The organism is Kitasatospora sp. NPDC034035 (assembly GCF_055575755.1).
Window position 1 is genome coordinate 17,297 of sequence record NZ_JBVISA010000013.1, and the last position, 26,502, is coordinate 43,798.

17 protein-coding genes are annotated in these 26,502 nt (G+C 72.9%); 14 read left to right on the top strand and 3 right to left on the bottom strand.

Translation table 11 applies throughout. From position 1 onward, the window contains the following. The first annotated feature begins 182 nt into the window (after nucleotides 1-182). Complete coding sequence (secA, locus tag ACZ52J_RS19690; RefSeq protein WP_465620319.1) at nucleotides 183-2,945, top strand: preprotein translocase subunit SecA; 2,763 nt, start codon at nucleotides 183-185, stop codon at nucleotides 2,943-2,945. A gap of 122 nt (nucleotides 2,946-3,067) precedes the next feature. On the opposite strand, the gene ACZ52J_RS19695 is transcribed toward secA, so the two are convergent. Next, nucleotides 3,068-3,532: an Rv3235 family protein gene (locus ACZ52J_RS19695; RefSeq protein ID WP_360496729.1), complete on the bottom strand. Its 465-nt coding sequence runs from the start codon at nucleotides 3,530-3,532 to the stop codon at nucleotides 3,068-3,070. 341 nt (nucleotides 3,533-3,873) lie between these two features. Here ACZ52J_RS19695 and ACZ52J_RS19700 point away from each other — a divergent pair, with 341 nt between their 5' ends. The 8 genes from ACZ52J_RS19700 to ACZ52J_RS19735 all read left to right on the top strand — a co-directional run bounded on the left by ACZ52J_RS19700 (nucleotide 3,874) and on the right by ACZ52J_RS19735 (nucleotide 16,204). Further along, entirely contained in the window at nucleotides 3,874-5,106 is a 1,233-nt protein-coding gene (locus tag ACZ52J_RS19700; RefSeq protein ID WP_465620321.1) for a patatin-like phospholipase family protein, read from the top strand. 117 nt (nucleotides 5,107-5,223) lie between these two features. Then, on the top strand, nucleotides 5,224-5,733 hold the full coding sequence (locus tag ACZ52J_RS19705; RefSeq protein ID WP_360496735.1) for a DUF6912 family protein: 510 nt from the start codon (nucleotides 5,224-5,226) through the stop codon (nucleotides 5,731-5,733). Between the two features lie 47 nt (nucleotides 5,734-5,780). Next, entirely contained in the window at nucleotides 5,781-6,437 is a 657-nt protein-coding gene (locus ACZ52J_RS19710; protein ID WP_465620324.1) for an HAD family hydrolase, read from the top strand. Nucleotides 6,438-6,566: 129 nt separating this feature from the next. Continuing rightward, a complete protein-coding gene (pruA, locus tag ACZ52J_RS19715; RefSeq protein WP_360497230.1) occupies nucleotides 6,567-8,198 on the top strand; it encodes an L-glutamate gamma-semialdehyde dehydrogenase in 1,632 nt (543 codons plus the stop codon). A 281-nt stretch (nucleotides 8,199-8,479) separates the two neighbouring features. Continuing rightward, nucleotides 8,480-13,426: an NAD-glutamate dehydrogenase gene (locus ACZ52J_RS19720; RefSeq protein WP_465620326.1), complete on the top strand. Its 4,947-nt coding sequence runs from the start codon at nucleotides 8,480-8,482 to the stop codon at nucleotides 13,424-13,426. A gap of 183 nt (nucleotides 13,427-13,609) precedes the next feature. Next, nucleotides 13,610-14,455: a hypothetical protein gene (locus tag ACZ52J_RS19725; RefSeq protein WP_465620328.1), complete on the top strand. Its 846-nt coding sequence runs from the start codon at nucleotides 13,610-13,612 to the stop codon at nucleotides 14,453-14,455. A 103-nt stretch (nucleotides 14,456-14,558) separates the two neighbouring features. Beyond that, on the top strand, nucleotides 14,559-15,188 hold the full coding sequence (locus ACZ52J_RS19730; protein ID WP_465620330.1) for an RNA polymerase sigma factor: 630 nt from the start codon (nucleotides 14,559-14,561) through the stop codon (nucleotides 15,186-15,188). Further along, entirely contained in the window at nucleotides 15,185-16,204 is a 1,020-nt protein-coding gene (locus ACZ52J_RS19735; protein ID WP_465620332.1) for a CU044_5270 family protein, read from the top strand. Before ACZ52J_RS19730 ends, ACZ52J_RS19735 begins: the two co-directional genes overlap by 4 nt. A gap of 81 nt (nucleotides 16,205-16,285) precedes the next feature. Here the strand turns inward: ACZ52J_RS19735 and ACZ52J_RS19740 are convergent, their stop codons facing one another. Next, complete coding sequence (locus ACZ52J_RS19740) at nucleotides 16,286-19,141, bottom strand: FtsK/SpoIIIE domain-containing protein (protein WP_465620334.1); 2,856 nt, start codon at nucleotides 19,139-19,141, stop codon at nucleotides 16,286-16,288. Nucleotides 19,142-19,552: 411 nt separating this feature from the next. Here ACZ52J_RS19740 and ACZ52J_RS19745 point away from each other — a divergent pair, with 411 nt between their 5' ends. The 3 genes from ACZ52J_RS19745 (at nucleotide 19,553) to prfB (ending at nucleotide 24,082) form a co-directional block, all read left to right on the top strand. Next, nucleotides 19,553-21,421 carry a serine/threonine-protein kinase gene (locus tag ACZ52J_RS19745; RefSeq protein WP_465620335.1) on the top strand — a complete coding sequence of 623 codons (1,869 nt, stop codon included), beginning with the start codon at nucleotides 19,553-19,555 and terminating at the stop codon, nucleotides 21,419-21,421. 236 nt (nucleotides 21,422-21,657) lie between these two features. After that, entirely contained in the window at nucleotides 21,658-22,911 is a 1,254-nt protein-coding gene (locus ACZ52J_RS19750; RefSeq protein WP_360496759.1) for a serine/threonine-protein kinase, read from the top strand. Between the two features lie 58 nt (nucleotides 22,912-22,969). Further along, the gene (prfB, locus tag ACZ52J_RS19755; RefSeq protein ID WP_360496762.1) at nucleotides 22,970-24,082 is read left to right on the top strand and encodes a peptide chain release factor 2; all 1,113 of its coding nucleotides are present in this window, start codon (nucleotides 22,970-22,972) and stop codon (nucleotides 24,080-24,082) included. Between the two features lie 93 nt (nucleotides 24,083-24,175). On the opposite strand, the gene ACZ52J_RS19760 is transcribed toward prfB, so the two are convergent. Then, nucleotides 24,176-24,370, bottom strand: a complete 195-nt coding sequence (locus ACZ52J_RS19760) for a hypothetical protein (protein ID WP_465620338.1) — start codon at nucleotides 24,368-24,370, stop codon at nucleotides 24,176-24,178. A gap of 350 nt (nucleotides 24,371-24,720) precedes the next feature. Here ACZ52J_RS19760 and ftsE point away from each other — a divergent pair, with 350 nt between their 5' ends. Next, nucleotides 24,721-25,410 carry a cell division ATP-binding protein FtsE gene (ftsE, locus tag ACZ52J_RS19765; RefSeq protein ID WP_030059730.1) on the top strand — a complete coding sequence of 230 codons (690 nt, stop codon included), beginning with the start codon at nucleotides 24,721-24,723 and terminating at the stop codon, nucleotides 25,408-25,410. An 80-nt stretch (nucleotides 25,411-25,490) separates the two neighbouring features. After that, complete coding sequence (ftsX, locus tag ACZ52J_RS19770) at nucleotides 25,491-26,402, top strand: permease-like cell division protein FtsX (RefSeq protein ID WP_360496768.1); 912 nt, start codon at nucleotides 25,491-25,493, stop codon at nucleotides 26,400-26,402. Nucleotides 26,403-26,502: the final 100 nt, after the last annotated feature.

Below are 26,502 nucleotides of genomic sequence, written 5' to 3' on the forward strand. Positions count from 1 at the left end.
CCCGCCGACCGTTTTGTCCCGGTGAACGGTGCTATCGGGCCATGTGCTCGCGCGGGTGACACGGGAATACCGTGCTGACGCACCTCCCGGGGCATTGGACTCCTCGCATACGATGGCCCGTGCGGTGGGGTGGACCCCCCGTGCAGTCGTCCAGTGCCAATACAGGCAAGGAGCCCGCTCAAGTGTCCGTCTTCGACAAGATCCTGCGCGCAGGCGAGGGCAAGATCCTTCGCAAGCTGCAGCGGATTGCTGCCCAGGTCAACTCCATCGAAGAGGACTTCGTCAACCTCACCGACGCCGAGCTGCGCGCACTGACCGACGAGTACAAGCAGCGGCTCGTGGACGGCGAGAGCCTGGACGACATCCTCCCCGAGGCGTTCGCCACCGTCCGTGAGGCGGCCAAGCGCGTGCTCGGCCAGCGGCACTACGACGTCCAGATCATGGGCGGCGCGGCCCTGCACCACGGGTACGTCGCCGAGATGCGCACCGGTGAGGGCAAGACCCTCGTCGGCACCCTGCCCGCGTACCTGAACGCGCTGACCGGCGAGGGCGTCCACCTGATCACCGTCAACGACTACCTCGCCGAGCGTGACTCGGAGTGGATGGGCCGGGTGCACCGCTTCCTCGGCCTCGAAGTCGGCGTGATCCTGGGCAACATGACGCCCGCGGAGCGCAAGCAGCAGTACGCGATGGACATCACGTACGGCACGAACAACGAGTTCGGCTTCGACTACCTGCGCGACAACATGGCCTGGTCGAAGGACGAACTCGTCCAGCGCGGCCACAACTTCGCGATCGTCGACGAGGTCGACTCGATCCTCATCGACGAGGCCCGCACCCCGCTGATCATCTCCGGCCCGGCCGACCAGGCGACCAAGTGGTACGCCGACTTCGCCAAGCTGGTGCAGCGCCTGAAGATCGACCGCGACTACGAGGTCGACGAGAAGAAGCGCACCGTCGGCATCCTGGAGGAGGGCGTCAGCCGGGTCGAGGACTACCTCGGCATCGACAACCTCTACGAGTCGGTGAACACCCCGCTGGTCGGCTTCCTGAACAACGCCATCAAGGCGAAGGAGCTCTACAAGGCGGACAAGGACTACGTCGTCATGAACGGCGAAGTCATGATCGTCGACGAGCACACCGGCCGCATCCTGGCCGGCCGTCGCTACAACGAGGGCATGCACCAGGCGATCGAGGCCAAGGAGGGGGTGGAGGTCCAGAACGAGAACCAGACGCTGGCCACCATCACCCTGCAGAACTTCTTCCGCCTGTACGACAAGCTCGCGGGCATGACCGGTACCGGCACGACCGAGGCCGCCGAGTTCCACCAGATCTACAAGCTCGGCGTGGTGCCGATCCCGACCAACAAGACGCCGCTGCGCATCGACCAGCCCGACCTGATCTACAAGTCGGAGCCGGCCAAGTTCGCCGCCGTGGTCGAGGACATCGCCGAGAAGCACGAGAAGGGCCAGCCGGTGCTGGTCGGCACCGTGTCGGTCGAGAAGTCCGAGTACCTGTCGCAGGAACTGCGCAAGCGCGGCATCCCGCACGAGGTGCTGAACGCCAAGCACCACGAGCGCGAGGCGCAGATCGTCGCGCAGGCCGGCCGCAAGGGCGCCGTCACCGTCGCCACCAACATGGCCGGTCGTGGCACCGACATCATGCTCGGCGGCAACTCCGACCACCTCGCGGCGGCCGAGCTGGCGCAGCGCGGGCTCACTCCGACCGAGACCCCGGAGGAGTACGAGGCCGCCTTCCCCGCCGCGCTGGAGAAGGCCAAGGCCTCCGTCAAGGCCGAGCAGGACGAGGTCAAGGAGGCCGGCGGCCTCTACGTCCTCGGCACCGAGCGGCACGAGTCCCGCCGGATCGACAACCAGCTGCGCGGCCGCTCCGGCCGTCAGGGCGACCCGGGCGAGTCCCGGTTCTACCTGTCGCTGGGCGACGACCTGATGCGCCTGTTCAAGGCCGGCATGGTCGAGCGCGTGCTCTCGATGGCCAACGTGCCCGAGGACGTGCCGATCGAGTCCAAGATGGTCACCCGCGCGATCGCCTCCGCGCAGACCCAGGTCGAGCAGCAGAACTTCGAGATCCGCAAGAACGTCCTCAAGTACGACGAGGTGCTCAACCGCCAGCGCGAGGTCATCTACGGCGAGCGCCGCCGCGTGCTGGAGGGCGAGGACCTGCAGGAGCAGGTCGGCCACTTCATGGACGACACCGTCGAGGCCTACGTCAAGGCGGCCACCGGCGAGGGCTTCGAGGACGACTGGGACCTGGAGAAGCTCTGGACCGCGCTCAAGCAGCTCTACCCGATGGCCCTGGACCTGGAGGACCTGGAGGAGGAGGCCGGCGGCTCGGCCGGCCTGACCCCCGAGTTCCTGGTCAAGGTCATCCAGGAGGACATCCAGGCGCAGTACGGCGCCCGCGAGGACCAGCTCGGCGAGGAGATCATGCGCGAGCTGGAGCGCCGGGTCGTGCTGTCGGTGCTGGACCGCCGCTGGCGCGAGCACCTCTACGAGATGGACTACCTCCAGGAGGGCATCGGCCTGCGGGCCATGGCGCAGCGTGACCCGCTGATCGAGTACCAGCGCGAGGGCTTCGACATGTTCACCGCGATGATGGAGGGCATCAAGGAGGAGTCCGTCGGCTACCTGTTCAACCTGGAGGTCCAGGTCGAGCAGCAGGTCGAGGAGGTCCCGGTCGAGGACGCCCAGGTGGTGCTCGACAAGCTGGAGAAGGACGCCGCCCGCCCGGAGATCAAGGCCAAGGGCCTGGAGGCCCCGAAGCCGCAGCGGCTGCACTACACGGCCCCCTCGGACGAGGTCGGCGGCGGTGTCATCGAGGGCGACTTCGAGGACCTCGCGCCGGAGGACGAGGGCGACGGGATGACCCGCGCCGAGCGCCGCAAGGCCGCCAAGTCGGCCAAGGGCCGCCGCCGCAAGGGCTGAGCCGCCCGTACGGCCCGCTCGGGCCGTGGACCGACACGCAGGACGCCGCGCAGGGCGCCGCTCCCGGACGGGGGCGGCGCCCTGCGCCGTTCCCCGGACCGCCGCGTGGCAGTGCACCGCCGTCATCGGGCCTCCACGGCGGTGCACTGCCACTGCCCGGCCGGGCCGCGCTGCTCCAGCCGGAAGGCGACCATGTGGTGCCGTCGGCCGAGGTCGACCCGGACACAGGCCTCGACCGCGTCGGGCGAGGGCGAGCGGTCGTGCACCGGGCCGAGCCGGGGCCGGTCGGCGGCCCCGCCGCGGCGCAGCGCGCCCGTCCGGACCAGCGAGGCGAGCTGCCCGTAGCCGTCCAGGCTGGTGTGCCGCATCAGCTGGCCGGAGGGCCGCACGCCGGTGAGCACCTCGACCAGCTGGTGGGCGAACCGGGAGGCCAGTGCGCGGGGGTCGTGACCGGGGTCGCCGGCGCAGGCGGTGCGGGGGTGCCGGGGCCGGCGCCCGGCCGGGTCGCAGCCGCCGCCGACGGTGTGCGGGCGGCGGTGCGGGCGGGCGGACAGGTGGGCGTGGTGGTGGGTGTGGTGGGCGGTCACGGTGGCTCCTCGACGGGGTGGTGCGGGTACGGACGGGTCCAGGCTGGCGGCGCCACACGCGGGGCGGCAACGCCTTTTCCGGGCGCTCGGAGCCGGGTCTCGAGTTCACCTATCCGGGTGAAGAGGCCAGCGCGGCGAAGGGCCGGCGCAGCGGTCGTACGGCGCCCGGTTGACGTGCGGGGGCGGGCCGTAGGGTCCGAAAGGGGACGCTCCGGCTGGGCGGACCGGGTGGCCGGCGCCCGGCTGCCGCATTGCGCCGTACCGGCCCGGCGCGCACCATCGGAGCCTGACCGGGAACCGCGGGGAGCGGGCAGCCGCCCCCACGACGACGGGCGGCCGGTATGACGACACGGGTAGCAGCAGCGGTGCCGGCCCCGGCGGTCGCGGGCACCACCCCGCGCGCCGGGGGCCCACCCCGGCGCGGCCTGGTGCTGGGCGGCGGCGGGATGCTCGGCGCGGCCTGGACGGTCGGCGCGCTGTGCGCAGTCGAGGAGGCCACCGGGCGGCAGCCGGGCGACGCCGACATCCTGCTCGGCACCTCGGCGGGCGCGATCCTCGCCGCGATGCTGTCCGGAGGTGTCCGCCCCGAGCAGCTGCGCGACCACCAGCGCGGCCTGCCGATCACGGACGGCCCGCTGGCCGGGGTCGCCTTCGACTACGACACCGCGGTCGGCGGCGCGCTGCCGCCCCGCCCCCGGGTCGGCATCGGCTCGCCGGGCCTGCTGCGCGACGCCGTCCGGCACCCGCGCGACTACCCGCTGCTGACCATGGTCTCGGCGATGGCGCCGCACGGCCGCGGCTCGCTGGCGCCGGTCGGCGAGCTGGTGCGCGGGCTGCTCGGCCCCGGTGGCTGGCCGGCCCCGGACGCGGACGCCCCGGACGCGGACGCCGGCGCCGGCGCGGGCGCGGGCGCGGGTACCCCGGAACGGGACTCGGGCACCCCGGACGCGGACGCCGACGCGGGTGCCGTGGTGGTGAGCTCGCCGCTGCGGGTGGCCGCCGTGGACTACCGCAGCGGCCGCCGGGTGGTCTTCGGTGATCCGGACGCCCCGGCGGTCGCGGTCGCCGACGCCGTGATGGCCTCCTGCGCGATCCCCGGCTGGTTCGCGCCGGTGCGCCTGGACGGTTCGGCGTACGTGGACGGCGGCTGCTGGTCGGCCACCAACGCCGATCTGATGCTCGGCCGCGGCCTGGACGAGGTGTACGTGGTGGCCCCGATGGCCCTGCGGCTGGACCCGCGCCCCGAGCGCCCCGAGCGGCTCGGGGGATCCGACGGGTCCGGGCCGGTCGGGCGCGGGCGCGACACCCTGGCCGCGCTGCGCGAGTGGCGTGCCCGGGACCGCCCGCGGGGTGTGCTGGCCCAGCTGGTCAGCCGCTACCGCCGTGCCGTGACCCGGCAACTGCTGCGCGAGGCCGCGCTGCTGCGGGCCGAGGGCGTCCGGGTGCGGCTGCTCGCGCCGACCCTGGCGGACCTCGCGGTGATGGGCCCGAACATGATGGACCCGGCCCGCCGCGGTGCGGTCCTGGAGAGCGCCCTGCTCAGCAGCCTGGAGGCGCTGCGGGCCGCGCGGTGATCGGCCGGACCCCGCACCGTCGGTGATCACGGGAGCCCGGCGGAGCTTATTCTTGGGGCGCTGGGGAATCCGTTCCGCTGGACGAAGCCCGCTGGACCGAACCGGAGAGTGCCACCGATGCGCGTGTACGTGCCCACCACCCTGACCGGCCTGGCGGCGGCGCACGAGGGCGGCGCCCTGGAGCAGTCCGCGGCGTACGCCGTGACGCCCGCGCTGCGCGAGTGGTACGTCAGTGACGACATCGAGGAGCTGGAGTACGCGGCGCTGAACCGGGCCGCCCAGTCCTCGCTGCGGCTGCTGGCCGCCGACCCGGAGGCCCCGCGCCGCCGGGTCGTGGTGGCGCTGGACGTGGCGGACGCGTCGGTGTGGCCGTTCCCCGGCGACGAGTACCAGGACCAGGCCTCGCTCGGCCGGGTGGTGCTGGCCGGACCGGTGCGGCTGGCCAAGGCGGCCGCGGTGCACGCGGACGTGCCCGACGACGAGGTGGTCACGGACGTCGCGGCGGCGGTGGCGGCGGTGGCCGCGGCCGATGCGGGCGACCAGGACGCCCAGTTCACCGTGGACGGCGCCGAGGACCACGACCTGCTCTGGTTCGCGACCCAGGAGATCCCCTCGCTGCTCGGGTGAGCTCCGTCCTACCGGTGTGTCGGTGCCCGGCGTTACCGTTGTCCCCCGTGCGCACTCACATCGTTTGGGACTGGAACGGCACCCTCTTCCATGACATGGAGGCGGTGCTCGGGGCGAGCAACGCCGCTTTCGCCACCATCGGCGTCGGGCCGATGAGCCTGCAGGAGTACCGCGAGCAGTACGAGATCCCGATCCCGCGCTTCTACCAGCGGCTGCTCGGCCGGGAGCCCTCCCCGGAGGAGTGGCTGAAGCTCGACGACGCCTTCCACGACCGCTACCGCGAGCTGAGCTCGTCCTGCGGGCTGACCGAGGGCGCCCGCGAGCTGGTGACCGGCTGGCAGGCGGCGGGGCACAGCCAGTCGCTGCTGTCGCTGTACGTGCACGACAAGCTGGTGCCGCTGGTCGACACCTTCGGCCTGACCGGGCACTTCCTGCGGGTGGACGGCCGCAGCGGCCCGGCCGGCGGGCAGAAGGCGGAGCACCTGGTCCGGCACCTGACCGCGCTCGGCGAGCAGGTGGACCCGGCCCGTACGGTCCTCATCGGCGACGCCGCGGACGACGCCCTGGCGGCGCTGAGCGTGGGCGCGCGGGCGGTGCTGTACACCGGTGGCTCGCACACCCGGGAGAAGCTGGAGCCGGTCGGCGTCCCGGTGGTGGACACCCTGGCCGAGGCGGTCGAGCTGGCGGGCCGGATCACCGGCTGAGCACGCCCGGGCGGGCCGCAGTGGCGGGTGCCACGTCCGCCGTCCGCGTGTCTGAGCGGGCGGATCGGGCCGTCGCTGGTCAGGCTGGACTGACAGCCGAGCAGTCAGCAGGACGGAGCCGCCATGCCCATCGACGCAGTCACCGAGGTGCCGACCCCGGTCAACGAGCCGGTGCACGCGTACGCGCCCGGCAGCCCGGAGCGGGACCGGCTGGTCCGGCGGCTGGACGAGCTGGCGGCCGAGCAGGTCCCGCTGCCGATGACCATCGGCGGCGAGCAGCGCTTCGGCGGCGGTGAGCGGATCGAGGTCGTCCAGCCGCACCACCACGCGGCCAAGCTGGGCGTGCTCGGCAACGCCACCCGGGAGGACGCCCGGGCGGCGGTGGACGCGGCGCTGGCGGCCGGGCGGCAGTGGCGCTCGCTCTCCTTCGACGACCGTGCGGCGGTCTTCCTGCGCGCCGCCGACCTGCTCTCCGGGCCCTGGCGGGAGACGCTCAACGCGGCCACCATGCTCGGCCAGTCCAAGACGGCGCAGCAGGCCGAGATCGACTCCGCCTGCGAGCTGATCGACTTCTGGCGGTTCAACGTCCACTTCGCCCGGCGGATCCTGGCCGACCAGCCGGTCTCCTCGCCCGGCGTGTGGAACCGCACCGACCACCGCCCGCTGGAAGGTTTCGTCTACGCGGTCACCCCGTTCAACTTCACCGCGATCGCCGGCAACCTGCCCACCGCGCCCGCGCTGATGGGCAACACCGTGGTCTGGAAGCCCGCGCCGACCCAGACCCTGGCCGCCCACCACCTGATGCGGCTGCTGGAGGCGGCCGGCCTGCCGCCCGGGGTGGTCAACCTGGTGACCGGCGACGGCCTGCAGGTCTCCCCGGTCGCGCTGGCCGACCCGGCGCTGGCCGGGCTGCACTTCACCGGCTCCACCGCCACCTTCCAGTCCCTGTGGCAGACCATCGGCGCCAACATCGGCGGCTACCGCACGTACCCGAGGATCGTCGGCGAGACCGGCGGCAAGGACTTCCTGCTGGCCCACCGCTCGGCCGACCCGGAGATCCTGCGGACAGCGCTGATCCGCGGCGCCTTCGAGTACCAGGGCCAGAAGTGCTCGGCGCTCTCCCGCGCCTACCTGCCGCGCAGCCTCTGGCAGAAGATCAAGGACGACTTCCTGGCCGAGGTGGACGCGCTCCCGGTGGGCGACGTGACCGACCTGTCCAACTTCATGGGCGCCCTGATCGACCGGCGCGCCTTCGAGAAGAACCGGGACGCCATCGAGCGGGCCAAGGCCGACCCGACGATCGAGCTGGCGGCCGGGGGCCAGTACGACGACGCGATCGGCTGGTTCGTCCGGCCCACCGTGCTGGTCTCCTCCGACCACCGGGGCGAGATCTTCCGCACCGAGTACTTCGGCCCGATCCTCGCCGTCCACGTCTACGAGGACTCCCGCTGGGACGACGTGCTCGGTCGGGTCGACCGCGGCGCCCCGTACGGCCTGACCGGCGCGGTGATCGCGCAGGATCGTTACGCCATCGCCCAGGCCGTCGAGGAGCTGCGCTTCACCGCCGGGAACTTCTACATCAACGACAAGCCCACCGGCGCCGTCGTCGGCCAGCAGCCCTTCGGCGGCGGCCGGGCCTCCGGCACGAACGACAAGGCCGGAGCCGCGCAGAACCTCCTGCGCTGGACCTCGGCGCGGTCGATCAAGGAGACCTTCGTCCCGCCGATCCACCACCGTTACCCGCACATGGGCTCAGAGTGAATATGAGCCTCCGGTTTGGACATGCTGTCCAGGACGGACCCGACATCCTGCAGGTTTGCGCCTACCTGTCCCTGTCCACCTTCGATTGATCCGGTTAGGCTGGCTGGCGTCGTCGGGTGGCTTCGCAGGACGAACGAACCGTCCTACCCGCTGCAAGGACGTTTCATGCGTGCCATGAGCCCCTTTCAGTCGGACGGTGCGGCAGGATTGCGAAAGACCCGTCGGTGTACATCCACACACCACCGAGTCACGCAACGGCGCGCGACAGGAGCCAAGAAGTCATGCAGACCAAGCTGGACGCAGCCAAGGCCGAACTGCTCAAGAAGGCAGCCGCAGCCGCTGAGAACAGCCAGGTGGGGGGAGCGGCGCCGGGGGAGGGTCTGAGCAACGGTGCTCTGACCGCGTACCTGCACCACTACTACCTGCACACCGCGCCCGAGGACCTGGTCGACCTCGACCCGGTCGACGTCTACGGCGCGGCCGCCTCCCACTACCGCCTGGGCCTCAAGCGCCCGCAGGGCACCGCCGAGGTGCGGGTCCACACCCCCTCGGTCGAGGAGAACGGCTGGTCCTGCGGCCACACCGTCGTCGAGGTCGTCACCGACGACATGCCCTTCCTGGTCGACTCCGTCACCAACGAGCTCTCCCGCCAGGACCGCGCGATCCACCTGGTGATCCACCCCCAGCTGCTCGTCCGCCGTGACATCACCGGCAAGCTGCTGGAGATCCTGGACGTCGACGCCTGCTCCCGCAGCCAGGCCGCCGGCACCGAGTGGCCCGCCGACGCGACCGTCGAGTCGTGGATGCACATCGAGATCGACCGCGAGACCGACCGCGACGACCTGCGCGCCATCGAGGGCAACCTGCGCCGCGTGCTCGGCGACGTCCGCGAGGTCGTCGAGGACTGGGGCAAGATGCGCGAGAGCGCGCTGCGCCTGGCCGACGAGCTGGCCGAGCAGCCCCCGGCCGGCCTGCCCGACCAGGAGGTCGGCGAGGCCTGGGAGCTGATGCGCTGGCTCGGTGACGACCACTTCACCTTCCTCGGCTACCGCGAGTACGACCTGGTCGAGCACGAGGGCGAGGAGGTCCTCAAGGCCGTCGCCGGGACCGGCCTCGGCATCCTGCGCTCCGACCCGCACAGCCACGACGACCGCCACCACGCGGTCAGCGAGGCCTTCGGCCGGCTCTCCGCACCGGTACGCGCCAAGGCCCACGAGAAGAAGCTGCTCGTCCTGACCAAGGCCAACAGCCGCGCCACCGTGCACCGCCCGGCCTACCTGGACTACGTCGGCGTGAAGAAGTTCAACGCCGCCGGCGAGCCGATCGGCGAGCGCCGCTTCCTCGGCCTGTTCTCCTCCGCCGCCTACACCGAGTCGGTCACCCGCATCCCGGTCGTGCGCCGCAAGGTCCAGGCGGTGCTGGACGAGTCCGGCTTCTCCAGCGAGAGCCACGACGGCCGCGACCTGCTGCAGATCATGGAGACCTTCCCCCGGGACGAGATCTTCCAGACCCCGGCCTCCGAACTGCTCTCCATCGCCACCAGCGTGCTCTACCTGCAGGAACGCCGTAAGCTGCGGCTCTTCCTGCGCCAGGACGAGTACGGGCGCTACTTCTCCGCGTTCATCTACCTGCCGCGCGACCGCTACACCACGCGGATCCGGCTGCTGCTCACCGACATCCTCAAGGAAGAGCTGAACGGCGCCACCATCGACTACACGGTGTACGCCACCGAGTCGGTGCTGACCCGCCTGCACTTCGTGGTCCGGGTCGCCCCGGGCACCGAGCTGCCGCGGCTCACCGACACCGACATCGAGCGGATCGAGAACCGCCTCGCCGAGGCCGCCCGGTTCTGGATGGACGGCTTCCACGACCAGCTGCACCTCGAGCTGGGCGAGGAGAAGGCCGCCGAGCTCGGCCACAAGTACGCCAACGCCTTCCCCGACGGCTACCGCGCCGACTTCCCGCCGCGCACCGCCGTCGCCGACATCAAGCAGATCGAGGCGCTGCACGGCGAGGGCGGCTTCCGCCTGAACCTGTACCAGCCGGTCGGTGCCGGCGACGACGAGCGCCGCTTCAAGATCTACCGGGTCGGCGGCCCGATCTCGCTCACCGAGGTCCTGCCGGTGCTCCAGCGCCTGGGCGTCGAGGTGCTCGACGAGCACCCGTACGCGCTGCGCCGCTCCGACGGCACCACCGCGTGGGTCTACGACTTCGGCCTGAAGCTGCGCGAGGCCACCGAGCTCACCGACGAGGCCCGCGAGCGCTTCCAGGACACCTTCGCCGCCACCTGGACCGGCAAGGCCGAGAACGACGGCTTCAACGAGCTGGTGCTGACCGCCGGGCTGACCTGGCGCCAGGCGATGATGCTCCGCGCGTACGCCAAGTACCTGCGCCAGGCGAACTCCACGTTCTCCCAGGACTACATGGAGGACGCGCTCCGCAACAACACCCACACCACCCGCCTGCTGGTCAACCTGTTCGAGGCCCGGCTGAGCCCGAGCCACCGCTCGGGCGCCCTGGAGCTGACCGAGGGCATCCTGGAGGAGCTGTCCGGCGCCCTCGACGAGGTCGCCTCGCTGGACGAGGACCGCATCCTGCGCTCCTTCCTGAACCTCATCAAGGCCACCCTGCGGACCAACTTCTTCCAGCGCGCCGGCAACGGCGAGTGGCACTCCTACGTGTCGATGAAGTTCGACCCGAAGGCCGTCCCGGACCTGCCGGCCCCGCGCCCGGCGTTCGAGATCTGGGTCTACTCGCCGCAGGTCGAGGGCGTGCACCTGCGCTTCGGCAAGGTCGCCCGCGGCGGTCTGCGCTGGTCCGACCGGCGTGAGGACTTCCGCACCGAGATCCTCGGCCTGGTCAAGGCGCAGATGGTCAAGAACACCGTCATCGTGCCGGTCGGCGCCAAGGGCGGCTTCGTCGCCAAGCAGCTGCCCGACCCGTCGGTGGACCGCGACGCCTGGCTGGCCGAGGGCATCTCCTCGTACAAGACCTTCATCTCGGCGCTGCTCGACATCACCGACAACCTGGTCGGCGGCGAGGTCGTGCACCCGGCCGACGTGGTCCGCCACGACGAGGACGACACCTACCTGGTCGTCGCCGCCGACAAGGGCACCGCGACCTTCTCCGACATCGCCAACGGCGTCGCGGAGTCGTACGGCTTCTGGCTGGGCGACGCGTTCGCCTCCGGCGGCTCGGCCGGCTACGACCACAAGGGCATGGGCATCACCGCCCGCGGCGCCTGGGAGTCGGTCAAGCGCAACTTCCGCGAGCTGGGCCACGACACCCAGACCGAGGACTTCACCGTCGTCGGCATCGGCGACATGTCCGGCGACGTCTTCGGCAACGGCATGCTGCTCAGCGAGCACATCCGCCTCATCGCCGCCTTCGACCACCGCCACATCTTCCTCGACCCGAACCCGGACGCGGCCGTCTCGTACGCCGAGCGCCGCCGCCTCTTCGACCTGCCGCGCAGCTCCTGGGACGACTACGACAAGTCGCTGATCTCGGCCGGCGGCGGGGTGCACCCCCGATCGGCGAAGTCGATCCAGCTGACCCCGCAGATCCGGACCGCCCTCGGCATCCAGGAGAGCCGCCTCACCCCCGCCGAGCTGATGAAGGCGATCCTGCAGGCGCCGGTCGACCTGTTCTGGAACGGCGGCATCGGCACCTACGTCAAGGCCTCCACCGAGACCAACGCCGAGGTCGGCGACAAGTCCAACGACTCCATCCGGGTCAACGGCGAGCAGGTCCGGGCCCGGGTCATCGGCGAGGGCGGCAACCTCGGCTGCACCCAGCTCGGCCGCATCGAGTACGCGGCCACCGGCGGCCCGGAGGGCATCGGCGGCTGGATCAACACCGACGCGATCGACAACTCGGCCGGTGTGGACACCTCGGACCACGAGGTCAACATCAAGATCCTGCTCAACCAGGTCGTCGCCGAGGGCGACATGACGGTCAAGCAGCGCAACGCCCTGCTGGCCGAGATGACCGACGAGGTCGGCCGCCTGGTGCTGCGCAACAACTACGCGCAGAACGTGGTGCTGGCCAACGCCGTCGCCCAGGCGCACAGCATGGTCAACGTCCACGCCCGGATGATCAACCGCTTCGAGGCGGCCGGCCGCCTCGACCGGGGCCTGGAGTTCCTGCCCACCGAGCGCCAGATCCGTGACCGCCAGCAGAACGGCCGCGGGCTCTCCCAGCCCGAGATGTCCGTGCTGCTCGCCTACACCAAGATCATCCTGGCCGACGAGCTGCTCGCCACCGACCTGCCCGACGACCCGTACTTCCGCACCGCGCTGCACGAGTACTTCCCCAGCGCCCTGCGGGCCCGGTTCGCCGACGCGATCGACAACCACGCGCTGCGCCGCGAGATCATCACCACGCTGATCGTCAACGACACGATCAACCGCGGTGGCTGCACCTTCGCCTTCCGCCTGAAGGAGGAGACCGGCGCGACCTACGAGGAGATCGCCCGGACGCACACCGCCGCGCGGGCCGTCTTCGACCTGGAGACGATCTGGGGCGAGATCGAGGGCCTGGACAACCAGGTCCCGGCCCGGGTGCAGACCAAGATGCGCCTGCACTCGCGCCGCCTGGTCGAGCGCGCCACCCGGTGGATGCTCAACAACCGCCGCCAGCCGCTCGACATCGCCGGCACCATCGAGTTCTTCCACGACCGGGTCGCCCAGGTCTGGGGCTCGCTGCCCAAGCCGTTGCGCGGCGAGGACCTGACCTGGTTCGAGAAGGTGTACAACGAGCTCGCCTCGGCCGGGGTGCCGGAGGAGCTGGCCACCCGGATCGCCGGCCTCTCCTCGGTCTTCCCGACCCTGGACATCACCGAGGTCGCGGACCGCTCCGGCAAGGACGTCGCCGACGTCGCCGAGCTCTACTACGACCTGGGCGACCGGCTGCAGATCTCGCACCTGCTCGACCGCATCATCGAGCTGCCCCGCACCGACCGCTGGTCGTCGATGGCCCGCGCCGCGATCCGCGAGGACCTCTTCGCGGCCCACGCGGCGCTGACCGCCGACATCCTGGTCTGCGGCCCCGAGGGCGCCACCCCGGAGGAGCGCTACACCGCCTGGGCGGAGCTCAACGGGACCCTGCTCAACCGCGCCAAGAGCACCCTCGACGACATAAGGGGTTCGGACAACTACGAACTGTCCAGCCTCTCGGTCGCGATGCGCGTCATCCGCACCCTGCTGCGCACCGGCTCGATGCGCTGACGGACAGCCGCACGGAAGGGGCCCGCGTCCACGGACGCGGGCCCCTTCCGCTGTGCGTACCCCGACTGTGCGTACTCCCGCTGCGCGCGCCCCGTTGTGCCCGTTCCGTGCGGAAACCGATTGGGGATCGTGAGCGGACCTTCGCTACGGTGATCCTCGAACGATCAAGTGGGGGGCATGCACATGGGGAAGAACCGAGCCTCGGTCCGCGCGATGGGCGTGGGCATCTCGGTGGCACTGCTGGTCGCCGGAGCGGCGGCCTGCTCGTCCGACGACAAGAAGGACACGGCCAAGGCCGGCACCGCGGCGACGGCCCAGCCGGGCGCGCCCTCGGCGGCGCCCACGACCAAGGGGCCGGAGGCCTTCGCGGCAGCCGGCTACCGCGGCCTGAAGCCGGGGATGGCCAAGGACGCGGGCCTGGCCACCGGCGCACTGGAGGCCGCGCCGGTCTCGCTGCTCGACGGCTGCACGGACTTCGTCTACAAGGGCGGCCCGGCGCCGGACCAGGCCCGGATGACCGCCGAGGCGGCCACCGAGGCCCGCTACAAGGACCTGAACACCAAGGCGGACGCGGCCACCGGCAAGACGCCCGCCCCGGCGGGCACCCTGCCGCCGAACGCCTCCGCGAAGGACGCGGCGGCCGCCGCCGCGGGCTCGGCCGCCGCGGCCAAGGACTCGGCCGCCACCGCCAAGCTGATGGCGGACGCGACGCAGGCCATCGTCGACCTGATGGTCGCCCGGGAGACCAAGGAGAAGGCGTACCTGGCCACCGGTCGGGTCTCCTTCGCCGCGGCCGGCCTGCGCGAGCTGGTCGCCCCGGCGGAGGCGAAGACGGCCGAGGGCATCGGCGCCGGCGCCACCCTGGAGGCCCTGCAGCAGGCCTACGGCGCCAAGGGCCTCCAGTTGGCCAAGAGCGGCAAGTACGTGTTCCCGGTGGAGGGTCAGCAGAGCTGGCAGTACGAGTTCACCATGGACGGCGACAAGGTCGCCGGGATGGCCGTGGTGAACCGCGACCTGAAGTGCGTCTGACCGGCTGACCGGCCGCGGAGGGCCCCGACGAACCGCCCGGTTCGTCGGGGCCCTCCGCCGTACTCCGGTGGGAACCCTGAGCCGCGTGCGGACAGGTGGGGGTGTGGAACTGTCACAGCGGGGCCGATTGAGGGACGGGGACCAGTGGGCGTTCGGGGAGTTGTTCGACGACGCGGCGGGTGATCTCTACCGGTACGCGGTGCGCGCGACCGGGGACTGGGCGGTCGCGGAGGACGTCGTCCAGCTGACGTTCCTGGAGGCCTGGCGGCTGCGGCGCACACTGCGCGAGGGCGGCGGAGCGGTACGGCCCTGGCTGTTCGGCATAGCCGCCAACGTGCTGCGCAACAGGGCCCGGGCGGCCCGGCGACACCGGGCGGCGATGGAGCGGCTGCCCGAACGCGAGGTGGTGCCGGACTTCGCCGACGAGCTGGTCGGGCGGCTCGACGACAGCGCGCAGCTCGCTGCCGCGCAGCGGGCGCTGGCCGGACTGCGGAAGGCCGAGCGCGAGGTGTTCGGGCTGTGCGTCTGGGCGGGCCTGGACTACGCGAGCGCCGCCGAGGCACTCGGGGTGCCGATCGGCACGGTGCGTTCGCGGCTCTCGCGCGCCCGCACGAAGCTGCGCGCGCTGGCCGAGGAGGAGCTCCGAAACGGGCGGGAACTCCGCCCGAAGGCCGGACAGGTACCGGGTGGCCGCGCCGACGCGGCCCGGTCGACACGGGAGACGAACCGATGAACGAGGACGAGCGTGCCGAGCTGGACCGGCTGCTGCCGACACCGGCACGGCCCGGGCTCTCCCCCGACCGCCACCGGCTGCTGAGGGGACATCTGATGAGCGAGATCCGGGAGACGAAGCCCGAACGGGCCCGACGGGGGCGGCTCGGCTGGGTGGCACTGCCCGCCCTGGCGGGCGGACTGGCGCTGGCCCTGGTGCCGGCCGGCGGGGGCGACGGTACGACGGGCGGGCCGGTGCAGGCGGGCCCGTCCGCCGTACGGTCCGCAGCGCCGTCGGCAGGGCCGCAGGATCCGGTCAGCGCGGCCCAGCTGCTGGACCGGATCGCCCAGGTCTCGGCGAGCCGGCCCGCCGCGACCGTACGGGACGACCAGTACGTCTACGTGAAGAGCCAGTGGACCGGCACCACCAGCGATCCGAAGACCGGCAAGCGGGTGCCGGCGCCGCTGCACCCCCGGGCCGTCTGGCTGTCGGTGAACGGCAGCACCGACGGGCTGATCGAGGACCGGGTCGCGTTCGGCCGCGAGGAGAACCCGCAGGGCCGGATCGGCCTCACGCCGGCGCCGGGACCGGCGAGCATCATCCGACCCACCTACCGCTACCTGACGACACTGCCGACCGACCCGCAGGAACTCCTGACGAAGGTCTACGCCGAGGGCAACGGCAAGGGCGTCGATCGGGACCAGGCCGCCTTCCGGGACATCGGAGAGCTGATCTCGGAGCAGCTGATCGCCCCCGAGACCAGCGCCGCCCTGTACCGCGCGGCCGCCCTGATCCCGGGCGTCACGATGCTGGACGACGAGGCCGACGCCCTGGGTCGGCACGGCGTCGCGGTGGCGCGGGACGACGGCCGGGCCCGCCTGGAGTGGATCTTCGACCGGAACACCTACGAGTTCCTCGGCTCCCGGGACACCCGGCTCACGGACAGCCCCCAGGAGGCGAAGGGCACCGTCCTCTACGACAGCGCCGTCCAGCAGCGCGCGGTCGTGGACAAGCCCGGCGACCTGCCGACGGGCTGATCCGTGTTCGGCCCCGCCCCGCCCTGCCGTGATCGGGGCGGGGTGGGGCGGAATGACGGGCCGAGGTGCCCTCGCCGCGGGTCAGCGCCGGGCGGCGGCGCGCTGGAGGGCGCTGGCGAGGAGGGCGAGGTCGGTGGGGCCGTTGCCGAGTTCGCGGACCGGGCGGCGGGCGGGCGGGGCGCCGAGCTGGAGCGGGTCTATCGCGACCACGGTCGGGCGCAGGGTGGCGGTGCGCGGGATGCGGCCGCTGATCCGGGCGGTCTGGAAGGCGGTGACGCCGCCGTCCGGCAGTCGCAGGTAGCCGCGGCCGGGGGTGTCCTCGGGGAGGGCGGCCGCGTCGCCGAGGTGGATCAGCAGGTCGGAGTCGGCGGGGTCGTCGGTGCGCAGGGCGATCCGCAGCAACGCGGCCTCGTCCACCTCGGTGCCGGCGCTCTCCTCCGGGCTGCCGGTGGCGACGGCGAGGTGGATGCCGAGCGGGCCGCCGCGGCGGGCGATGTCGGCGAGCGCCCGGGCGAGCGGCCGACCGGCCGGGGAGGTGGGGGAGAGCAGGGCGTCGTAGTCGTCCACGACGACGACCAGGCGGGCGGGGACGGGCGTCGCGGGGACGGGCGCGGCGGGGGCGGCGCCGGGCCGGGGGCCCTCCGCGCTGCGCGGCGCGATGATCCGGGGCGTCGAGGCGGACGCGGCTCCGACGGTGGCGGGCACCGGCACCTGCGGGTGGTTCACGGCCTGCGACCGGTCGTCCAGGCCGTGGCGGTCGTCCAGGATGCGCGCGGCGTGCCAGGAGGCGAAGTCCAGCCCGTCGAACAGCCGCTCCCGCAGGGCGAGTTCGTCCTCCAGGGCCTCGGCCGCGAGCAGCCCGGCGCGCGGGTCGTCGGCGGCGTTGACCAGGCCGGTGACGTGCGGCAGCTCGGTGCAGCCGTCCAGGCCGTCCTCGGAGGCCCGGCCCTCGATGATGGTGACGGCCAGCCGTTCGGGGCGTTCGGAGACGGCGAGCGAGGCGACCAGGGTGCGCAGCAGCTCGGTCTTGCCGGAGCCGTGGGCGCCGCCGATCAGCAGGTGCGGGCCGCCGGGGTCGGGGGAGGGGAGGGCGAGCTCGGGGTCGGCCAGGTCGAGGGTGCACAGTTCGTCCCGGGTGGTGCCGAGCAGTGCGGTGGCGGCGCCGATGCCGCCGGCGTGCGCGGCCCAGCGGGCGGACAGCTTGGCCGGGGTGACGGTGTCGAGCTGCAGCAGGTCGAGCAGGCGCAGCGCGTCGGGCAGCGGGCCGCGGGCGGCCGGGGCGGCTTCGCGCAGCGGGGCGAGGAGGCGGGCCAGTCGCTCGGCCCAGGCGTCGGAAACGGCGTCCAGCGAGATCTCGTGCAGGGTTTCGCGGCCGCGGGCGACCGGGCGGTCGAGCGAGAGCTGGGTGCCGACCTCGCCGGTGATCAGGGCGGTGGCGCCGAGGCCCCGGGGGAGCAGCTCGGGCTGTTCGGCGAGGCAGATCGGGAAGATGCCGACGGCCGGGCCCTGGCGCAGCAGCAGGTCGAGTGCCTGCCGGGCGGTCTCGGTGGCCGGGCGGCCGTCCACCACGACCACGGTGGCGGGGTGGCCGCCGAGGCCGCTGGGGCCGCTGAGCCGGGTGGTGAGTTCGGTCAGCCGGGCGGTGGCCTGTTCGTCGTCGAGGCCGAGCAGCAGGCGGCAGTCCTGGCCGTCGGCGGGGCGCAGGTGGGGCAGCCACAGGGCCCAGGCCCAGGTGTCGGCGCGTTCTTCGGGGGTGCGGGTGGGGTCGGCGTCGACCACGGCGAGGCTCAGGCCGGTCGGCGGGTGCAGTGCGGCGAGCTGGGCGACGACGGCGCGGGTGAGCGCGTCCAGACGCTCGCGCGGGCCGCAGAGGCCGAGACTGCCGGCGGTCTGCAGGTCGAGGGTGACCGGGACGGCGGACAGGGTGGTGCCGGGCGTGGTGCCGGGGCCGCCGGGGCGGTCGGCGGTGCCCAGGCGCAGGGTGAGCGCGTCGGGGTGGCCGGGGCCGCGCTCCCACAGCCGGGGGCCGGGGCCGACGGCGCTGAGCAGCAGGGCGGCGAGGTCGGGCCAGCGTTCGCGCTGGGCGGCGGTCTGGCGCAGCCGTACGGCGGCGTGGTGGCGTTCGGCGCTTTCCTGGCCGGGCGGTTCGGCGGTTCGGCCGGGCAGCAGGGAGAACAGGCCGCGGCCGCGGCCCGGGGCGGGCTCGGGGGCGGCGGGCGGCTCGACCACCGGCGGCGCGGGCCGGGCCGGGCCGGGCGCGGCGAGCCGGAGGTGGCCGTGGCCGTCGGGCAGGGCGGTGCGGGCGGCCCCGGCGGTGTCGGCCGGGTGGGGGGCGGTCACCTGCAGGGTCGACTCGCCGATCCGCAGGAGGGCGCCGGGCTCCAGCGGGACGGCGGCCTCGGGCGGGCTGGGCGGGACGAGCCGGCCGTCCAGGGTGGTGCCGTTGGTGGAGCCGAGGTCGCGGGCGGAGACCCGGCCGTCCTCGGCGAGGTGCAGGGCGAGGTGCAGCCGGGAGACGTCCGGGTCGTCGAGCGGGACGTCGGCCTCGCCGGAGCGGCCGATCCGGATCTCCCGGCCGTGCAGCCGGTGCACGCCGCCGGCGTCCGGCCCACCGACCACGCGCAGTTCGGCGACGGCGGGGGTGTCGTCGGGGTCGTCGGCGGTCGGGTCGGGCTCGTTGAGGCTGAGGACGGCTCCGTCGAGCAGCGGGGGGTGGCCGAGCAGGGTGTGCTCGTCCACCCGGTGCGCGCCGGCGTACAGGTGCACATGGGTGGCGGCCCGCGGTCCGCGCACGCCCACGGCGCCCGCGAGGGCGCCCGCGATGGCGCCGAGCGCGGTGCCGACGGGCGCGGTGACCAGCACGTCCACGTAGGGGATGGCGGAGCCGGCGGCGGCCGGGCCGCTGCGCGGTCGGAGGACGGTCAGCCGGATCTGCATCTCGCCCGCGGGTCCCTTCTGCTGAGGTGAAGCCTGGTACCCCGGCGCCGTCGTGGACGCACCGGGCGGCCGCGGCGACCCCTTTGGGCCACACGAGTGGCGAGTGTCCATCCTGCCATCCGGCACGGACGGTCCGCGCACGGTACCGGATTTGACGATCTTGCGATCATCGCCATGGTGGAGGCGACGGTGAGTCAGGTCAACCACCGCCCTCAGGGCCCCCTGAGCAGGCCGCCGACCCACTCCGGGTACTCCCCTAGGGGATGTCCCCCAACCCTCCTCGGATGGCCTGCCGGTCACCTCAAAAACCCGAACGGACACCGTTAGAGTGGCCGCAGACACGGGCCCGGCAGGCTCACCGCACCGGCGGAGGAGCGCCCCGCGCGGGCGGCACGGCGAGGAGTGCGACAGGTGCGGCCAGTCGGCAGCAAGTATCTGCTGGATGAGACCCTCGGACGGGGTGCGACCGGCACCGTCTGGCGCGGCGTGGTGCGCGAGGACGTCCAGGTGCCGGGCAGCGAGCCCGGGCAGCGGGTCGCGATCAAGGTGCTGCGCGAGGAGCTGGCCGCCGACCCGGACGTCGTGATGCGCTTCCTGCGCGAGCGCTCGCTGCTGCTGCGGCTGACCCACCCCAACATCGTCCGGGTCCGTGACCTGGTCGTCGAGGGCGAGCTGCTGGCCCTGGTGATGGATCTGGTGGAGGGCCCCGACCTGGCCCGCTACCTGCGCGCCAACGGCCCGTTCAGCCCGATCGCGGGCGCCCTGCTGATGGCCCAGGTGGCGGACGCGCTGGCGGCCAGCCACGCGGACGGGATCGTCCACCGCGACCTCAAGCCGGCCAACGTCCTGCTCGCCTCCACCGTGGTGGACGGCACCGAGCGGATGCACCCGCTGCTCACCGACTTCGGCATCGCCCGCCTCGCCGACTCCCCGGGCGTCACCCGCACCCACGAGTTCGTCGGCACCCCCGCGTACGTCGCGCCGGAGTCCGCCGAGGGCCGCCCGCAGACCTCCGCGGTGGACGTGTACGGCGCCGGGATCATGCTGTACGAGCTGGTCACCGGCCGCCAGCCGTTCCAGGGCGATAGCGCGCTCGCCGTCCTCCAGGCCCATCTGGCGCAGGAGCCGCAGCGGCCCAGCACCATGCCCGAGCCGCTCTGGACGGTGATCGAGCGCTGCCTGCGCAAGGACCCGGCCCAGCGGCCCGGCGCCACCGCGCTGGCCCGCGCCCTGCGGGTGGTCGCGGCCGGCGTCGGCGTGCACGCCTCCCCGGCGGCGGTGGACGAGGCGCTGGCGGTCGCCGCCCTGCTGCAGCCCGACCCGCGGCCCACCGCGGTCCCCGGCGGCGTCTCGGCCACCGGCCCGGGGGCGGCCGGGACCGAGGACCGCACCCAGGTGCTGCCCCCGACGGCCCCGGGCGGGCAGTACGACCCGGCCGCGGCGACCCGGGTGATGGGCACCCAGCCGCCGCCCGCGCCCCCGTACGGCACCCCGGACCGCACCCAGGTGATGCCGCCCACCGCCGTGCCGCCGCCCCCGCCCACCGCGCCCCCCGGGCCGAAGGAGGAGGCGCCGCACCCGTGGCAGACCCAGCTGCGCGCGGCGCGGGACCGCAACCAGCAGACCCAGGTCGGCTACTTCGGCCCGGAGGACTACGAGGAGTACGGCGAGCCGCAGGTCGCTCCGCCGCCCTACCAGGCCGGACAGCCGCCCTACGGCGGGCAGGCCGGGCAGGGCGCCCCGGGCGGACGCCCCGGCTACCAGCAGGCCCCGCCGCCGCCCGGGTACGCGCAGCGCCCGCCGGTGGCCCCGCCGCCCTACCAGGCCGGACCGGGAGGGCAGGGCGGTCAGGGCGGCCGCGGTCCCCAGGGCGGTCGGCCCGGCGGCCGTCCGCAGCCGCCCGGCGGCTACCGGCAGGCCCCGGCCGGGCACGGCCGGTCGCAGGGCGGCTACCCGCCGCCGCCCGCGCCCACCCCGGTGCCGCGCCGGGCCGAGCCGCCCGCGCCGCAGTACCGGGAGGCCCCGCCGCGCCGCGAGGAGCCGCCGCGCGAGTCCGCCCGCCGCGAGCCCGCGCCGGCCCGCGAGCGGCGCCCGCGCAGCCGCAACCGGATGTACATCCCGGGGCTCGGCTGCCTCAAGGGCTGCCTGATGGTGCTGCTGGTGCTGGCCGTGGCCGCGGTGGCGCTGTGGAACTTCACGCCGCTGCCGCACTACTGGGACAACGTCGTGGGCTGGTACGACTCGGCGCGGGACTGGGTGAACAGCGTCTTCGGCAAGTAGCGCCGTCACGCCCCGGATCGGGCCGGTCCGGACTCCGGTCCGGACTCTGGACCGGCTCCGGACAGCGAGATTGACGCTTTGTCGACAATTGACGAGATTTCTCGGCCGAGACTCCCGCTCCGGACCCCTCAGGCGGCCCCGCGGGGCCGCCGGGCGCGTAGGTTGGTCGCTGTTGTCCCGCCCCACCGAGCGCACCGGACCCCCCGGAGCGCTCCCGCGCCGCCCACGGAGCAGCATTGGCACGCAAGATCGGCAGCCGGTACACCGTCCACCAGGTGATCGGCCGGGGTTCGGCCGGGACTGTCTGGCTCGGTGAGGGGCCCGACGGCCCGGTGGCGGTCAAGCTGCTGCGCGAGGACCTCGCCTCCGACCAGGTGCTGGTCGGCCGCTTCGTCCAGGAGCGCACCGCGCTGACCAGCCTCGACCACCCCCGGGTGGTCGGCGTGCGCGACATGGTCGTGGACGGCAGCGACCTCGCCCTGGTGATGGAGCTGGTCCAGGGCACCGACCTGCGCTCCCGGCTGGAGCGGGACGGCGCGCTGCCGCCGCAGACCGCCGCCTCGATCATCGCGGACGTCGCCGACGGCCTGGCCGCCGCGCACGCGGCCGGGATCGTCCATCGCGACGTCAAGCCGGAGAACGTCCTGCTCGACCTCGCCGCCGCCCCCGGCCCCGGCGGTGCCCCGCGCGCCAAGCTGACCGACTTCGGGGTGGCCCGCCTGGTCGACGCCCCGCGCCGCACCCGGGCCACCCGGATCATCGGCACCCCCGACTACCTCGCCCCCGAGATCATCGAGGGCCTGGAGCCGCGCGCCGCCGTCGACATCTACGCCCTCGCCACCGTCCTGTACGAGCTGCTGGCCGGCTCCACCCCGTTCGGCGGCGGCCACACCGGCGCGGTGCTGCGCCGGCACGTCACCGAGCAGGTGCCGCCGATCCCCGGCCTGCCGGACGGGCTGTGGCGGATCATCTCCGAGTGCCTGGCCAAGGCACCCGCCTCCCGGCTGCGCGCCGCCGAGCTGGCCGCCCGGCTGCGCGAGCAGCTGCCGTCGCTGGCCGGTCTGCCGGTGCTCGCCGTGCCCACCCAGGGTCGCGCCCCGGCCGAGGAGCAGCTGACCCCCGGCGAGGCGGTCTACGCCGAGGTCGACGCCGGCCCCGGCCTCCACAAGCGCCGTCGCGGCCCGGCCGTCCCGCTGGTGCCCGGCGTCGCCCCGGACTCCACCCGGGACACCCACACCAGCCTGCGTCGCCCGTCCGCCGAGGAACTGGCCGCGTACGCCGCCGAGTCCCGCGCCCAGCGCACCGCCCCGGGCCACCGCCGGGACCGCCAGGCCCTGCTGCGCCGCCGCCGGCTGCTGGCCGTCCTGCTGGCCACCGTGCTGCTGCTGGCGGGCGCCGCCGCGGCCTGGACGGCCTTCGCGGCCACCGCCCCGGACCGCGGCCACCCGGCCCGTCCGGCCGTGCACGGCACCGCCCCGCGGGCGCCGTAGCCCCGGTGGGAAACGGGGGTGTCGTCATGACCACCCCCGGAACCATTACCCTGGGGGCGTGGCAGCCGTCGATCCTTCCGAAGAGCTCAAGAACCTCGATACGACCATGGGGTCGATCGAGGCCGTCCTCGACCTGGACAAGATCCGGGCCGACATCGCGGTCCTGGAGGAGGAGGCAGCCGCCCCCACCCTGTGGGACGACGTCGCGAATGCGCAGAAGGTGACCAGCCGGCTCTCCTTCCTCCAGGGTGAACTGCGCCGGGTCGAGGGCCTGCGCAGCCGCATCGACGATCTGGGTGTGCTGTTCGAGCTGGCCGAGGCCGAGGACGACGCGGACACCCGTGTCGAGGCCGAGGCCGAGCTGGTCTCCCTCCAGAAGGCCGTCGAGGAGCTGGAGGTCCGCACCCTCCTGTCCGGCGAGTACGACGCCCGCGAGGCGCTGATCAACATCCGTGCCGAGGCCGGTGGCGTGGACGCCGCCGACTTCGCCGAGCAGCTGATGCGCATGTACCTGCGCTGGGCCGAGCGGCACGGGTACCAGACCGAGGTGTACGACACCTCGTACGCCGAAGAGGCCGGCATCAAGTCCGCGACCTTCACCGTGAAGGCGCCCTACGCCTACGGCACCCTCTCGGTCGAGCAGGGCACCCACCGCCTGGTCCGCATCTCGCCGTTCGACAACCAGGGTCGCCGGCAGACCTCCTTCGCCGGTGTCGAGGTCCTCCCGGTCGTCGAGCAGTCCGACCACGTCGACATCGACGAGGGCGAGCTGCGCGTGGACGTCTACCGCGCCTCCGGCCCCGGCGGCCAGGGCGTCAACACCACCGACTCGGCGGTGCGCATCACGCACCTCCCGACCGGCATCGTGGTCTCCTGCCAGAACGAGCGCAGCCAGATCCAGAACAAGGCGTCCGCGATGAACGTCCTCCAGGCCAAGCTGCTGGAGCGGCGCCGCCAGGAGGAGAAGGCGGCGATGGACGCGCTCAAGGACAGCGGCAGCTCCTGGGGCAACCAGATGCGCTCCTACGTCCTGCACCCGTACCAGATGGTCAAGGACGTCCGGACCGCGTACGAGGCCGGCAACCCGCAGGCCGTGCTGGACGGCGACATCGACGGCTTCATCGAGGCCGGGATCCGCTGGCGCAAGCAGCGCGAGACCAGCGCCGAGTAAGACCAGCGCCGAACAGCAGAGCAAGACGTACGAAGGGCCCCGACCGTAGCGGTCGGGGCCCTTCGTACGTCCGGTTGGTACGTCCGGAAAGACTCAGGCCAGTGCCTGCCGGGCGATCAGTGCCACCGCGAGCAGCCCGGCCAGGAGGGCCAGCAGCACGGCGGGGGAGAGCGCGGCGAACGGCCCCTGCTGCTCCTGCAGCCGGGCCCGGTTGGCGCGGCACACCGGGCACCGCCCGTCGCTGACGCGGCCGTTGCAGTTGGCGCACACCAGATGGTCGCAGGTCATGCGATCTCCTCCTCGCTGCTACAGCCAACGCACCGGACGGGGCTTTGGTTCCACTTCTTGCCCTGTACGGGGGAGCGGCCGAACGCGGTCGCCGTCTCCCACTCTGCCAGGTTCCGGCGGTTCCGGCTTCCGGGCTGTGACATGCCTCGCATAATTCGGGGCATAACCGGACATTGTCTCCCGGCTTCCGGGCGCTGTCACGGGCTGCCCCTGCGGGCCGGCTGCCGGTTCGCGTATGGTCCCAGACCGGGAGCGGCCCTCTGCGCTCCTTTCGCCCGCCCCCGGACCGGGCGACCGGGGCGGATCGACCGAGGACTGGTGCCGCCTAGGATGGCCTCCGTGATGCAGCCGTGATCAGATTCGACAACGTCTCCAAGACCTATCCCAAGCAGAACCGTCCCGCCCTGGACAACGTCTCGCTGGAGATCGAGAAGGGTGAGTTCGTCTTCCTGGTCGGTTCGTCCGGCTCGGGCAAGTCCACCTTCCTGCGCCTGTGCCTGCGCGAGGAGCGTCCCAGTACGGGCGCGGTGCACGTGCTGGGCAAGGACCTCGGCAAGCTGTCCAACTGGAAGGTGCCGCACATGCGCCGCCAGCTGGGCACCGTCTTCCAGGACTTCCGTCTGCTCCCCAACAAGACGGTCGCGCAGAACGTCGCCTTCGCCCTCGAGGTGATCGGCAAGCCCAAGAGCGCCATCAACAAGGTGGTGCCCGAGGTGCTGGAGCTGGTCGGCCTGGGCGGCAAGGAGGACCGCATGCCGGGCGAGCTGTCCGGTGGTGAGCAGCAGCGCGTGGCGATCGCCCGCGCCTTCGTGAACCGTCCGATGCTGCTGATCGCGGACGAGCCCACCGGCAACCTCGACCCGCAGAACTCGGTCGGCATCATGAAGCTGCTCGACCGCATCAACCGCACCGGCACCACGGTGCTGATGGCCACCCACGACCAGGCGATCGTCGACCAGATGCGCAAGCGCGTCATCGAGCTCGACAAGGGGCTGCTCGTCCGCGACCAGGCTCGCGGCGTCTACGGATACCAGCACTGACCCCCCAGCGCTGACCCCGTAGGGCCGCCGGCCCGAATCGCCCGACCCGGAGCAGTACCGACCCTGGAGTTGTTTCCCGCATGCGTGCCCAGTTCGTCCTGTCGGAGATCGGTGTGGGTCTCCGACGCAACCTGACGATGACCATCGCGGTCGTCGTCAGTGTCGCGCTCTCCCTCGCCCTCGCCGGTTCCTCGCTCCTGGTCCGCGACCAGGTGAACTCCATGAAGGGGTACTGGTACGACAAGGTCGAGGTGAGCATCTACTTCTGTACCAAGGCGGACGCCCGCAACTCGCCCCAGTGCGACAAGGGCGCGGCCACCGACCAGCAGGTCCAGGACATCAAGGACCAGCTGGACAAGATGACCTCGGTCGTCCAGACCTCCACCTACGAGAGCTCCCCCGACGCGTACAAGCACTGGAAGGAGATGAACCCGGAGAACCCGCTCATCCCCGTCCTGGGCCCGGACGCCATGCCGCAGTCCTGGCGGGTCAAGCTGAACGACCCGACCAAGTACGACGTGATCCAGAGCGCCTTCGCCGGCAAACCCGGCGTGAAGTCGGTCGAGGACCAGCGGAAGATCCTGGAGAACCTGTTCGGCCTGCTCAACGGCCTGCAGACGGCGGCCTTCGTGATCATGGTGCTGATGCTCTTCGTCGCCCTCCTGCTGATCGTCAACACCGTCCGGGTGTCGGCGTACAGCAGGCGGCGCGAAACCGGCATCATGCGCCTGGTCGGTGCCTCCAACTTCTACGTCCAGATGCCCTTCATCGCCGAGGCCGCGTTCTCCGCGCTGCTCGGCGCGGCGATGGCCTCCGGACTGCTGATCGGCGGGCACTTCTTCGTCCAGAACTGGCTGGCCGACCGGGTGCAGTTCATCCACTTCATCGGCCTCGGCTCGGTGCTCGCGGTGATACCGCTGCTGATCGTGGTGGGTATGGGCATGGCCGGTGTGGCGGCGTTCTTCACGCTGCGCAAGTACCTCAAGGTCTGATCCCCGGACGCCTCGGCGGCCCCGGACGGCACTGCGCCGTCCGGGGCCGCCGCCGTTCCGCGCTCCCTCGTTCCGGCCCGTCGCGCGCGACGCGGTGTCT

Excerpts from the sequence above, each read along its gene's own strand:
- ACZ52J_RS19700 (WP_465620321.1), top strand. The coding sequence starts at position 3,874 with ATGACGACACGGGTAGCAGCAGCGGTGCCGGCCCCGGCGGTCGCGGGC.
- ftsX (WP_360496768.1), top strand. The coding sequence starts at position 25,491 with ATGCGTGCCCAGTTCGTCCTGTCGGAGATCGGTGTGGGTCTCCGACGC.
- ACZ52J_RS19735 (WP_465620332.1), top strand. The coding sequence starts at position 15,185 with ATGAACGAGGACGAGCGTGCCGAGCTGGACCGGCTGCTGCCGACACCG.
- ACZ52J_RS19720 (WP_465620326.1), top strand. The coding sequence starts at position 8,480 with ATGCAGACCAAGCTGGACGCAGCCAAGGCCGAACTGCTCAAGAAGGCA.
- ACZ52J_RS19740 (WP_465620334.1), bottom strand. The coding sequence starts at position 19,141 with ATGCAGATCCGGCTGACCGTCCTCCGACCGCGCAGCGGCCCGGCCGCC.
- ACZ52J_RS19705 (WP_360496735.1), top strand. The coding sequence starts at position 5,224 with ATGCGCGTGTACGTGCCCACCACCCTGACCGGCCTGGCGGCGGCGCAC.
- ACZ52J_RS19725 (WP_465620328.1), top strand. The coding sequence starts at position 13,610 with ATGGGGAAGAACCGAGCCTCGGTCCGCGCGATGGGCGTGGGCATCTCG.
- ACZ52J_RS19760 (WP_465620338.1), bottom strand. The coding sequence starts at position 24,370 with ATGACCTGCGACCATCTGGTGTGCGCCAACTGCAACGGCCGCGTCAGC.